This is a genomic window from Leptolyngbya iicbica LK (assembly GCF_004212215.1).
In the GTDB taxonomy this organism is placed as follows: domain Bacteria; phylum Cyanobacteriota; class Cyanobacteriia; order Phormidesmidales; family Phormidesmidaceae; genus Halomicronema; species Halomicronema iicbica.
The window spans coordinates 150,461-163,570 of record NZ_QVFV01000008.1 but is presented as its reverse complement, the minus strand read 5'-3'; the positions used below and the strand labels follow the sequence as shown (position 1 = coordinate 163,570).

General features: G+C 56.9%; 8 protein-coding genes. 5 read left to right on the top strand and 3 right to left on the bottom strand.

The genetic code is table 11. From position 1 onward, the window contains the following. Window positions 1-39: 39 nt before the first annotated feature. Together DYY88_RS21270 and DYY88_RS21265 are read left to right on the top strand one after the other, a co-directional pair. Window positions 40-753 carry a sulfite exporter TauE/SafE family protein gene (locus DYY88_RS21270; protein ID WP_039726290.1) on the top strand — a complete coding sequence of 238 codons (714 nt, stop codon included), beginning with the start codon at window positions 40-42 and terminating at the stop codon, window positions 751-753. Window positions 754-843: 90 nt separating this feature from the next. Continuing rightward, window positions 844-1,500: a beta-carotene isomerase domain-containing protein gene (locus DYY88_RS21265; protein ID WP_039726288.1), complete on the top strand. Its 657-nt coding sequence runs from the start codon at window positions 844-846 to the stop codon at window positions 1,498-1,500. Between the two features lie 31 nt (window positions 1,501-1,531). Here the strand turns inward: DYY88_RS21265 and DYY88_RS21260 are convergent, their stop codons facing one another. After that, complete coding sequence (locus DYY88_RS21260) at window positions 1,532-2,797, bottom strand: glycosyltransferase family protein (RefSeq protein WP_044151135.1); 1,266 nt, start codon at window positions 2,795-2,797, stop codon at window positions 1,532-1,534. 115 nt (window positions 2,798-2,912) lie between these two features. Further along, on the bottom strand, window positions 2,913-4,088 hold the full coding sequence (locus tag DYY88_RS21255) for an RNA polymerase sigma factor, RpoD/SigA family (RefSeq protein WP_084607023.1): 1,176 nt from the start codon (window positions 4,086-4,088) through the stop codon (window positions 2,913-2,915). A gap of 349 nt (window positions 4,089-4,437) precedes the next feature. Here DYY88_RS21255 and priA point away from each other — a divergent pair, with 349 nt between their 5' ends. From priA to psb32, 3 genes are all read left to right on the top strand, one after another. Further along, a complete protein-coding gene (gene priA, locus DYY88_RS21250) occupies window positions 4,438-6,912 on the top strand; it encodes a primosomal protein N' (RefSeq protein WP_242517652.1) in 2,475 nt (824 codons plus the stop codon). Window positions 6,913-7,040: 128 nt separating this feature from the next. Continuing rightward, window positions 7,041-11,447, top strand: coding sequence for a toll/interleukin-1 receptor domain-containing protein (locus DYY88_RS21245; RefSeq protein WP_052288331.1), 4,407 nt, complete (start codon window positions 7,041-7,043; stop codon window positions 11,445-11,447). 366 nt (window positions 11,448-11,813) lie between these two features. Further along, window positions 11,814-12,461 (top strand): photosystem II repair protein Psb32, encoded by a 648-nt coding sequence (gene psb32, locus DYY88_RS21240; RefSeq protein WP_242517653.1) that lies wholly within the window; start codon window positions 11,814-11,816, stop codon window positions 12,459-12,461. A gap of 169 nt (window positions 12,462-12,630) precedes the next feature. Here psb32 and DYY88_RS21235 read toward each other — a convergent pair whose 3' ends face one another. After that, complete coding sequence (locus DYY88_RS21235; RefSeq protein WP_130199551.1) at window positions 12,631-13,056, bottom strand: hypothetical protein; 426 nt, start codon at window positions 13,054-13,056, stop codon at window positions 12,631-12,633. Window positions 13,057-13,110 lie beyond the last annotated feature (54 nt).

Here is a 13,110-nt window from a genome sequence, read left to right as displayed (position 1 = left end):
TCATGCTCTCATCATAGACGGGGCATTTGCAGAACTGGCATGGCTGAAGCACTCTTTACGGCACTGATTTTCTTTGGGGCGACGCTGATCTCCTCGACCTTTGGCTTTGGTAGTGCCCTGTTTGCCATGCCCCTGCTGACGCTGCTGTTGGGCATTACCACCGCCACCCCCTTGTTTGGCTTGGTCGGCCCCACCATCGCCAGCATTATTTTGCTGCGCAATTGGCGCTTGGTCGAGGTGGGGTCGGTGTGGCGCTTAGTGCTGGCGACTTTGGCGGGCATCCCTGTAGGCATCTGGCTGGTCACGCAAGTCCCCAGTGAGATTGTCACCCGCCTACTGGGACTGTTCCTCATCGGCTTTGGGCTCTATCGCTTAGGCAATCTGCGGTTGATGAAGCTGGACTCGGCGCGCTGGGCTGCGCTCTTTGGCTTTGTGGCGGGAGTGCTGGGCGGCGCTTACAACACCAATGGCCCCCCAGTCGTCATTTATGGCGAAATGCGGCGGTGGTCGCCCAGCGAGTTTCGGGCCAGCTTGCAAAGTTACTTTTTGCCCACGGGACTGGGCATTTTGGGCAGCCATGCCCTGGCCGGACTGTGGACTGAGCGCATTTTTCAACTCTATGGCCTGTCGCTGCCCGGGATACTGGGGGCGATCGCGATCGGCGGCTGGATTAATCACCGCCTCCCGATCGAACGCTTTCAAGCGCTGCTGTCAGTCTTATTGATGATTTTGGGCGCGATGCTCTGGCTGTGAAACCCAGCCGATAGGCTCAGCCGCTCGGAAGGGAAGAGAGCGATCGCGCTACAGTATTCAAGCCCCTTGAATGCAACTCACCAGTCCGCTATGCAGACTCGGCAACCCCCTACGGAATATCAGGACGGCCTGTTTGATCGGCTGTTCATTCGCCTCTTTAGCCGCAAAATGGCCCATGCCGTGGGGCAAAAAACTGCGCTGCAGGGTTACGACGGCTTCGTTGACCTATCGCAAAAAATCATGAAAGGGCGCAACGCCGAGGAACAGCAAGCGCTGGTCGCTGTCGTGCTGAAGTCTCTGGTGCCCGCACCAGCACTATGGCTGATCCGCACCCTCTTTTCCCCAACTCGCCTGGTATGCGAACTCAACGCCTGGTTTGCCACCGTCTTGTTTGAATGGTTAGTCGGCCCTTGCGAAGTCACCGAAGTCACCGTGACGGACGCCAACGGTGAACCGCGCCAACAAACCAGCGGCGTCCACATTCAAAAGTGCCGCTATCTGGAACAGAGTCGCTGTGTCGGCATGTGTGTCAACATGTGCAAACTACCGACCCAGCGCTTCTTTACTGAAGACTTCGGCATTCCCCTCACCATGACGCCCAACTTTGAGGACTTCAGTTGTGAGATGGTCTTCGGCGCTCCCCCGCCCGCTTTGGAAACGGAAGACTGCTATCAACAGCCCTGCCTTGCCCAAGATTGCACGATGGCCGCGCCCGGCGATCGCCCCTGCCCCAAGGTCCGGGGGTAGCCCCGACCGAGGGGGCGACCCGACACACTCCCTATTGAGGAATCACCGTTAAGGACGGCGTCGTCACCGCTCGGGTTTGCTCGTTTTGCTCGCGGGCGTCGCTCATGTCGGCCACGACGGCATCTCGCAACTGTTCTCGCAATTGTGGCATGACTGCCAGGGCACGGGTCCAGTCAGGAATCTGGGTGCCGGTGGCGTCTTCCAGATATTCGTCACCGGCTTTCAGAATAATCTTTTCAAAATTTTCCAGAGTGACTTCTTCTTTATGGCGATCGTATTCAATGCCGTTAAAACGGGCATCCACGAAATATTGCCGGGTCAGGTTTTGGGCTTCTCGGCGAAACTTCACACTCAACGCCCGAATGTGATCGCGAGAGATGGCGACTTGCTCGGTTTCGGTCAGGGTGCGCAATACCGATTTGAGAATGTCACGGCACATTTTTTGCAACCCCTTGTCAGACGAAGTGCCCATGTCCTGATGTTTGTGCTCAAAGATGCCAAGATCGACCTGGGCAATGCGCTTGCGGGCCAAGTTTCGATACACCTCGGCCAGTAGGCCCACTTCCAAACCCCAGTCGGCAGGGATGCGAGTATTCAGGGCCAAGTCACTGGTTAGGGCAAATTCGCCCGACAAGGGATAGCGGTAGGAGTTGAGATAGCGCAGGTAGTCGCGATAGCCAAACACTTCCATGAGGGAAGTAATCAGCGGCGTCACAAATAGGCGAGTGACGCGGCCATGCATCCGGCGCGGGGCTTCACTTAATCGGGTGTAGTAAGCCTTGCTAAAGGCAATGCCAAATTCTCGCTCTAGCAGAGGAAAGAGCAGCTTGAGCGGATAGGTTTTGTCGTAGGTGATGATGTCGGCGTCGTGGAGGGCGATCGCAGCGGCTTCCAAACTCGCCACGCCTAAGCCCAGCCAAACGGCCCGACCCTTGCCCCGATGCTGCAACAAATCGAGCCCTTGTTCTTGTAGCTGCGCCAGTAGCTTGGTGATGCGCGGGCCATTTTCCCACAGCACGTAAGTCGGCTGCGGCAACGTGCCAAAAAAGTCCACCGCCTGAAAATATTCTTCGGCGGTTTGGGCATAAAGGCTGATCACGACGTTGTTCACAAAGCGGCAGTGCATCAGCTGATCCCGAATCTGGGTCAGCGCCGGACGCTGCAGCTCTTCATATAAAGAGGGAATCAACACCGCCGTGGGTAAGGACTGACTTACCTCGGTGAGATGATTATCGAGCCGCTCAATATCGCAGCCTAAGTCGTGAATCGTTGTGATGAGATCCTGCTTATAGTCCACAAAACCTCTCTCCCTCTAAGTTACGCCAACATCATTCAGGCTTTTGGGAGAATGGTCTGTTAGGCACGCTACGGCAAAAGCCCCCACGTCACGCTGCCCAACCCAACACCTGGGGTTAACGTAACCACCCCTTGAGGCGCGAGGCCACTTGCGGTCTTCTGAGCTTGCGCATGGCCTTAGTTTGGATTTGGCGCACCCGTTCCCGAGACAGGTTAAACATATTCCCAACTTCTTCAAGGGTGTGCGTTTCTCCCGTCGTTAAGCCATATCTCAGAGTAATAATATCCTTCTCGCGCTCCGTCAAAACCTCGGACAAGACGCCCGTTATTTCTTTGCGCATCATGGACTCACTGATCTTGGCTTCCGGCGTTTGGGTGTTGCCGTCTTCCAATAATTCCATCAGCTCGGTATCTTCGCCTTTGCCAACGCGATGATTGAGGGAGAGCGATCGCCGTCGCACTTGCTGCAAACTCCGCAGTTGATCGGGAGCCATATCCAATGCTTCGGCCAGCTCGGCCTCGGTCGGATTGCGTTGCAAATCACGGCGCAATTCGCGATGGGCTTTCTTTAATTTGTTGAGCTTTTCAACAATATGAATGGGCAAACGGATGGTGCGGGCATCGTTCGCGATCGTGCGAGTAATGCCTTGGCGAATCCACCAATAAGCATAAGTCGAAAATTTATATCCTTTATCGGGATCAAATTTCTCGGTCGCCCGATTTAAACCTAACGCCCCTTCCTGAATCAAATCGAGAAATGGGACACCTCGATTTAAATAACGCTTAGCGATGGACACCACTAATCGCAGGTTTGAACGAATCATCCGCCGCTTAGCCGCACGACCATAATGCAGCTTTTGGCGAAATTCTGCTTCGCTTAGGCCAAAGGCTTCGACCATCTCTGGCAGCGTTGGGGGCTGCCCCTTCTCTTCAATCCAGCTTTCTCTAAACTCTTCAACTTGACCGAGAAATCGCACTTGCCGAGCCAATTCAATTTCCTCGGCGGGCTTCAGCAAGGGATAGCGAGCCATCTCTTTAAAGAACGCACCCACCGCATCATCAGTGATGGTTTTTTGATAGCCAGGCAGACTCAGTTCTGAAAGAGAATCGCGGGTTGTGTACTGAGCTGACACATCAGTATCGTCACCCCAAGAAGCATCCTCTTTGCGCGATTGCGTCGATGATGCCTCCGACTGCTCATCAGTTTGAGTCGCATTCAACTCATCATCAGCGAGGCCGACATGCGCTAACGTTTCAGAATCAGTTTCAGGAGAAATAAAGAAGGCTTCCATAGGGATTACATGAGGCTTCCAATGCCTTTGCTTTTGAGGCGTTTATACTCGAATTCGTAGCAAAATAGCAACCCATTTCAGAAATTTAATATTTATCCACAGGGGCAATGATCTCTCCATCAAGGGATTGGGCTGATTTGCGCTGATGTAACGATTATCAGAGAATGTAACCGCTTGTAAAAGGCCGGGAATTTCCGACAGGAATCTAACGGAAACCTTAAGCTTTTTCAGGGCTTAGCAAGGATAGCGGCAAACGCGGAAAAATGCCAACTTTTTTGACCGCCGATCGCTACACTAGAGTTCGAATTGATCAAGTGAGGTTGATATTAGTAGCGGGGCACCAAAATGGGTGGCGGCATTAGTCGATAGTGTCGGTGCTCAGGGACTCTATACCTATCGTTTGCCACCTGATTTAAAGGTGGCAGTCGGCGACATTTTGAGTGTGCCGTTTGGGTCGCAACAGCTCGGGGCGATCGCGATTCAGCTCTTGAGCACCCCACCGCCTGACCTCGCACCCGCCGACATTCGCCCGGTCGCAGCGGTCATTAGCCGGGGCATGTTTTCACCGACTTACTGGCAATTGCTGGAACGGGTAGCGGCTTATTATCAAACTTCTTTGATCCAGGTGATTCGTACGGCGCTGCCGCCGGGACTGTTAGGGCGATCGCAGCGCCGCCTCCGACTCTTGCCGGACGCGATTCCCCCCGAGGCGGAGATGTTCCTCTCGCCAGCGGCAGTGTGTGTGCTCAGTCAGCTCCAGCAGTCCGCCCAGGGTGACTACACCTGGCAATATCTGCGGCAAAAATGTCGCGGTGCCTATCGCGGCATTCAAGCGCTGGTCGATCGCGGCTGGGCAGAGAGTTATCTGGCGTTGCCAACGCCACCCCGGCCCCAGCGACGGCAGGCCGTGACCGTGGTGCAGGTACCCACCCCCGAAGACCCCACCGTCACCAAGCGCCAGCGCGAAGTGTTGTCGCTCTTGCAGCGGCGGGGCGGTGACCTGTGGCTGCAAGAGGCCCTGCAATATTGCCGCACCACCAGTGCCACGATGCGATCGCTGGCCCGAAAAGGCTTGCTCGTCATTGAAGAACGCGAAGTGCTGCGGCAACCCGCCTCGCCAGAACTCGGGGCCGATCACCCCAAAGTGCTCACCGCGCCGCAGCAGACAGCCGTGGAAACCTTACGAACCGACCAGAGTTTTGCCATGGTTTTGCTGCATGGCGTCACCGGGTCGGGCAAAACGGAGGTGTATTTGCAGGCGATCGCGCCCCGACTCGCCGCGGGTCAGTCTGCCCTGGTGCTCGTACCTGAAATTGGCCTAACGCCGCAATTAACGGATCGCTTTCAACAACGGTTTGGCGATCGCGTTTACGTTTATCACAGTGGTTTGTCTGATGGTGAACGCTACGACGCCTGGCGGCGGATGCTCCAGGGCGAGCCGATGGTGGTGATTGGCACGCGATCGGCGGTGTTTTCGCCATTGCCCCAGCTCGGCATCATTATTTTGGATGAAGAGCACGACGGCAGCTTTAAGCAAGATCAGCCGATGCCCTGCTACCACGCCCGCACCGTGGCCCAGTGGCGCGCTGAGTTAGACGACTGTCCCCTCGTCCTCGGTACCGCCACCCCATCCCTCGAAAGTTGGTCAGCGCAGCAACTCCGCGCGATCGCTGAGGCCACCGAGCCCCAACCAGCGTCTCCCGAGGCCACCTCCCAGTCGGCGGCGACGTTACCGCCCCGTCATTATTTGGTGCTACCCGATCGCGTTCATCAGCGGCCCCCGCCGCCCATCACCGTGGTCGACATGCGGTTGGAATTGCAAATCGGCAACCGCTCCATCTTTAGCCGTTCGCTGCGATCGGCGTTGGAGACGATGAAATCTCGGGAAGAACAGGGGATTTTGTTCATCCAGCGCCGGGGCCACAGCAGTTTTGTCTCTTGTCGCGAATGCGGCCATGTGATGATGTGCCCCCACTGCGATGTGTCGCTGTCTTACCACCAATCGCGATCCGGGGCCGCCGAAATGCTGCGGTGCCACTATTGCGGCTTTGGACAAATGCAGCCGCCCCGATGTCCGGCGTGTGATTCTCAATATCTCAAACACTTTGGCAGCGGCACCCAACGGGTAGAGCAGGCGATCGCCCAAGAACTGCCCGAACTCCGCTGTCTGCGGTTTGATAGCGACACCACCCGCGCTAAAGGTGCCCATCGCGCTCTGCTCGCCCGCTTTGCCCAAGGGGAGGCGGATGTCCTCGTCGGCACCCAAATGTTGACCAAGGGCATCGATTTGCCCCAGGTCACAGTCGTCGGCATCATCGCCGCCGACGGTTTGCTATACATGGCCGACTATCGCGCCAGTGAGCGGGCCTTTCAAGTCCTCACTCAGGTGGCCGGACGCGCGGGGCGGGGCGAGCAACCGGGCCGGGTGATTTTGCAAACCTATAATCCCGAAAATCCCGTGGTGCAGGCAGTCAAATCGCAAGACATCCAGCACTTTCTCACCACGGAGCAGCAGCAGCGCCAAGCCCTCGACTATCCCCCAGCGGGACGGTTGGTGCTGTTGCGCATCACCAGCCCTGATCGCGCCGCCGCCGAACACACAGCCCAAGACCTCGCCGCGCACTTGGCTAGTCGATTAGATGAGGCTTGGTCGCTCCTCGGGCCAGTACCCGCCCCCATTTTGCGGGTGGCCCGACGCTACCGTTGGCAAGTTTTGTTAAAAGGGGCGATCGCGGCTCCCATTCCTGACCTCACCGACCTGGCGAAACAATGTCCTGCCCACGTCAGCCTGACCATCGATGTCGATCCGCTCAACCTGATGTGAGTTCGAACCGTCAGAAGTTACCCGCCATCTCCCCACCGGAATTTTCCAGCCTCCAGAAATCCCGATCGCGCCGAGGAATTGGGCAAGTTATGAGTGAGCCTGCCCTGTCCCCCGCTGACTGCTGACCCATGCCGACTTTCCAGAACGCCTTCATCTCCTACGGTCGAGCCGATAGCAAAGCCTTTGCCGCCCGCCTGCATCAACGCCTCGTTGCCGCTGGCCTCACCGTCTGGTTCGACTTTGAAGATATTCCTCTGGGGGTGGACTATCAAAAGCAGATTGATGACGGCATTGAAAAAGCCGACAACTTTCTGTTCTTAATCTCCCCCCACTCCGTCAACTCCCCCTACTGCGGTCTGGAAGTTGAACTGGCCCTCAAACGGGGTAAACGCATCATTCCCCTGCTGCATGTGGAACAGATTAGCTGGGAGACCTGGCAGGAACGGAATCCTGAAGGGACCGACGCACAGTGGGCCGAGTATCAGGCCGCCGGGAAGCATTCCAGCTTTCCCAACATGCATCCCGCCATCGGCAAGATTAACTGGGTCTACTTCCGCGAAGGGATTGATGACTTTGACGCGGCACTGCAAGGACTGCTGGCCATCTGCGATCGCCATCAAGACTACGTGCGGCAGCATACCGAGCTGTTGGCCGCCGCTTTGCATTGGGAAAAGCACCAGCAGCGATCGCAGTTCCTGCTCACCGGCCAAGCTCGCCAACAGGCCCACACCTGGCTGGCCACTCGCTTCACCGACGAACAGCCGCCCTGTGTGCCCACGGATCTACATTGTGAATTCATCACCGAGAGCATCAAGAACGCCAATAACTTGATGACCCAGGTGTTTCTCTGTCATGCAGAGAGCGATCGCGACAGTGCCGAACAAATCCGCCGCTCCTTGATGCGCCAGGGCATTACAGTATGGAACTACCGCACCGACATTCAGACCAGTCAGAACTATCACAGCGCCATTACCCAGGGCATTGAAACCGCTGACAACGTGCTGTTTATGCTGTCGCCCGCTTCAGCCCAGTCGGAGTATTGTCAGCGAGAACTGCAGCAAGCCCTGGACTTACACAAACGGATCATTCCGATTCTCACTCAACCGACTGACCCGGCGCAGGTGCCGGAGTCTCTCAAATCGCTCCAACAAATCGACCTGACGGACAACCTCAACGAGAGTGACTATCTTGCGGATGAAAGTGAACTGCTGAAGATTCTCAACACCGACGCCGCCTACTACACCGAACACAAAACCTGGCTCTCCCAAGCGTTGAAATGGCAGCGACAGCAGCAGAACCCCACCATGCTGCTGCGGGGCTATAACTTGCGGCGAGCGGAAAACTGGCTGAAGGTGGCCCGCACTCACCGCTATCCCCCCATCGAACTGCAGCAAACCTTTATTGCCGAGAGTCTGCGGCAGCCGCCGAACCCGTCGCTGGATGTGTTTATCTCTTACTCGCGGGTAGACTCAGACTTTGCCCGGCGGTTAAATGAAACGTTGCAGATTCAGGGCAAGCGCACCTGGTTTGACCAGGAGAGTATTGCCTCGGGAACGGACTTTCAGCAGGAAATTTATCGCGGCATTGAAAGTTCGGATGTATTTTTGTTTGTGCTCTCACCGCAGTCGATCAATTCGCCCTACTGTGCCGATGAGGTGGAATATGCCAACGGTCTCAACAAGCGCATCGTGACGGTGCTGCATCGCCCGATCGACACGGCGGATCTGCACCCCATTCTGGCGAAGCTGCAGTGGCTTGACTTTCGCGATCATGATGGTGACTTTCAGGTCAATTTTCAGCATTTGTTGCACACGTTAGATACCGATCGTGAGCATTTGGAAGTCCACACCCGTTTACTGCTGCGGGCGGGTGAGTGGGATCGCAAAGGGCGGGATGAGAGTTTGTTGCTGCGGGGTCAGGAGTTGGCAACAGCGAGTGCCTGGTTGGTGACTAATGCTGAGGTGGAACCGTTGCCGACGGGCTTGCAGCAGGAGTATGTGCGGGCGAGTACGGCGCGGCAGGCGGCGCAGGATGCGGCAGAGAAGAAGCTGCGACGGGGTGCGGCGATCGGGGCGATGACGGCGGTGGCGGGCATCATTATTGCTGTGGGGGCGGGATTGGTCGCCCAAGCACGGCTCGCTGAAGCCGAAAAAACTATTCAGATGGCAAAAACTGCGACTCGCCTCGAACAAGCAGGTACGGCAGCCCTCAATCGTGCCGGGTTTGAGCCAGTTGCAGCTTTACGAAAAGCCTTGGAAGCTGGGACTGCACTCAATGAAATCGTTGTTCAGGAAGAACTACAGGCTACCTCTGACTACCCAGCAGCTAGTCCGCTACTCGCGTTGCAGCAAATTAAGTCTCAGATTGCTCAGGAACGCTTACTAGCTCATCAAAGTGCCGTCTTCAGTGCGGCGTTTAGTCCCGACGGCACCCACGTTACCACTGCCTCATTTGATGGCACGGCACGGGTGTGGGAGGCAATGACCGGGAACGCGATAGCGACTTTGACTGGCCATGAAGGTGCCGTCTTCAGTGCGGAGTTTAGTCCCGACGGCACCCACATTGCCACGGCCTCAGACGATGGCACGGCACGAGTGTGGGAGGTAACAACCGGGAACGCGATAGCGACTTTGACTGGCCATGAAGGTGCCGTCTTCAGTGCGGAGTTTAGTCCCGACGGCACCCACATTACCACGGCCTCAGACGATGGCACGGCACGGGTGTGGGAGGCAACGACCGGGAACGCGATAGCGACTTTGACTGGCCACGAAGGTGGCGTCTTCAGTGCGGAGTTTAGTCCCGACGGCACCTACATCGTCACGGCCTCAGACGATGGCACGGCATGGGTGTGGGAGGCAGCGACCGGGAACGCGATGACGACGTTGACTGGCCATGCGGGAGGGATCAGAAGTGCAGCGTTTAGCCCGGATGGCACCCAGATCGTCACCGCTTCACTCGATGGCACGGCACGGGTGTGGGAGGCAACAACCGGGAACGTGATGACGACGTTGACTGGCCATGAAGGTGTCGTCTGGAGTGCAGCGTTTAGCCCGGATGGCACCCAGATCGTCACCGCTTCACTCGATGGCACGGCACGGGTGTGGGAGGCAGCGACCGGGAACGCGATGGCGACTTTAGTGGGCCACGAGAGCCCATTCTTAAGTACGGAGTTTAGCCCGGATGGCACCCAGGTCGTCACTGCGTCATTCAGTGGCATGACCAGAGTATGGGATGCTGTGACCGGGCAAGAAATATCAGTTTTAGCGGGCGTAGGTGCCGTCACCAGCACGGAGTTTAGCCCCGACGGCACCTACATCGTCACCGCCTCAGACGATGGCACAGTACGGGTCTGGGAGGCAACAACCGGGAACGCGATGACCACGTTGACCGGCGATGAAGGTGCCGTTACCAGTGCGGAGTTTAGTCCCGACGGCACCTACATCGTCACGACCTCAGACGATGGCACGGCACGGGTGTGGGAGGCAGCGACCGGGAACGCGATGGCCACGTTGACTGGCCATGAGGGAGGGATCATTAGTGCGAAGTTTAATCCAGACGGCACCCAGGTCGTCACGGCCTCAGACGATGGCACGGCACGGGTGTGGGAGGCAACAACCGGGAAAGCGATGGCCACGTTGACTGGCCATGAAGGTGCCGTCTGGAGTGCGGGGTTTAGCCCGGATGGTACCCAGGTCGTCACGGCGTCATACAGTGGCATGACCAGAGTGTGGGATGCCACGACCGGGAAAGCGATGGCCACGTTGACTGGCCATGAAGAGGCCGTCAGGAGTACGGAGTTTAGTCCCGACGGCACCTACATCGTCACGGCCTCAAACGATGGCACAGCACGGGTGTGGGAGGCAACAACCGGGAAAGCTGTAGCGACTTTGACTGAGCACGATAGTAACGTCAACAGTGCGGCGTTTAGCCCGGATGGCACCCAAGTCGTCACAGCCTCAAACGATGGCACGGTACGGGTATGGAATGCCAAAACTGGGAAATCTGTGGCGACTTTGACCGGGCACAATGGTGGCGTCACCAGTGCGGCGTTTAGCCCGGATGGCACCCAGGTCGTCACGGCCTCAGACGATCGCACAGTACGGGTGTGGGATACTGCAACTGGACAAACCCTGGCAGTCTCAGCAGGTCATGAGAATAGAGTCACCAGTGCGGAGTTTAGCCCCGACGGCACCTATGTCGTCACGGCCTCAGCCGATCGCACGATACGGGTATGGGATTTGCAGGGACGGCAACTGGCGATTTATGAGGGCAAGTTAGCTGTCATGAGTCCCGACGGGCAGCGAGTGGCGACGGTGGTGAATGGCCGCGTGCAGACCTACGATATTGAGACCTTGCCCGAGCTCATAGACTGGGGCTGCGAGTGGTTGCACAACTACCTGGAGTATGGCAAAGCAACGGATGCGGACCGGGCAATTTGCAACCTGCCCCCCCGCGAGGACGAGGCTATGGCCCCCACGTCAATGCTGGACCGCACGCTGCCATGGGTACGCGCCGCCTTTCATCTCTTGGGATGAGGTCGCTGGGGCTATTGGCGGTCTAGGGTAGCTGCTGCTTGAGAAGGGTTGTCTGCCAGCGATGACTATTCGCTAAGTGCAGCCAAGATTCACTACAGTCAGATGAACAACGGCTCAGGCGTTGCCAACCATCATTTAGCACCGATATCGGCCAAGGCTCGTTTTTCGAGCATTAACGACCAGATTTTTCCACGGCTACAAACTCAACCGATACGACCCAGATCTCCTGGCTGTCGCCATGCGAATCAGCTTCGGATGCCAAAGCATTCCAGTATAGTAATGAGTAGCTGCCATACATTTATCATTTCTATGCTGCACCGTGTAATCAAGCCACTCTTTGGCGCTGTTCTTACTCTTTGCCTGTTGGTGAGCACGCTCGCGATCGCGGCTCCGGCGTTGGCCACGGGCGTTTATCAAATCCCACCGTTGTCAGATAGCACCTGGATTGTGGATGATGCCGGGCTGATTAGCCGCATCAACGAAGGCAAAATCACCGAACGACTGCAAGACTTGGCGCAAAGCACTGGCAATGAAGTGCGCTTCGTCACCATTCACCGCCTTGACTATGGTGAAACCCCGGCAACTTTTGCGGATGCCCTGATGGAAAAGTGGTTTCCGGCCCCCGAGAGCCGCACCAATCAGAGCATTCTGGTGTTGGATGATGTGACCAATGGAGCCGCCCTCAAAGTGGGTGACGCTTCTGCTGAGATGCTGTCGGCAGATATCGCAACCAGCGTGGTGGATGAAACGATCGCCATTCCCCTGCGCCAGGGCAACAAATATAATCAAGCATTGCTGACCGCCAGCGATCGCCTCGTCGCAGTGCTGTCGGGTGAAACCGATCCGGGTCCGCCAGCCGAAGTCAATTCCTTTGAAATGGAAAGCACCTTCGCCTCCGCTGAAGAAACGGAAGAAAATCGCGGCAGTTCCACCTGGATTGTGGTCGGGTTTTTAGTAGCAGCGACGGTGATTCCCATGGCGACTTACTGGATCTATCTCGCGATCGGTGGCTAACAGGGCACAGCTAGATCGTCTAGGTGCCAGGATGCTCTCATTTCAGCCTCAATTACAGTGTCTGGAGTGTCGCTGATGGAGCCCAGAGAAAGGGGGGCGATCGCTGAGCTCAACTCATTTTCTGACAGCTGCCGGCCATCCACCCCGACAACAAATGGGATGGAAACCGCTAGTTACACAATTCCGTAGTCCAATCTTGGGAGCCACGCCCGGGATAGCAGCGCACCTGACGCCCCGCCCAGACCATTTCCCAGGCATTTTCGCCCGCGTCAAATTCCAACCAGTAGCGCACGCCCTCAACCGAGTCGTCGAGGCGTCCCGTTTGAGTGAGCGTGACAATCGCATCGGTTGAGGTTTGTTCCACGATGGTGACCTCTTGGTTGAAATTGCCTTCAGTGGGCATTTCAGCCGTGCCAAAGGCATCAATGGCGATGATTTCGAGATCTTGGCCAAACCGTTGGCTTTCGGGCGGCAGCGAGATTTCGCCATAGGCCGATCGCTCCGTGGGCGTTTCGGTGGAGGGCGGTGCCACACAGGCCGTCGTGGTACCGATGAGGGCGATCGCCCCCAGAGTGCTAAATAGTCGAGTGTTCATGGGCTTTAGTGATTCAATCGTTGTGAACTGTAGGGGCGCACAGCTGTGCGCCTG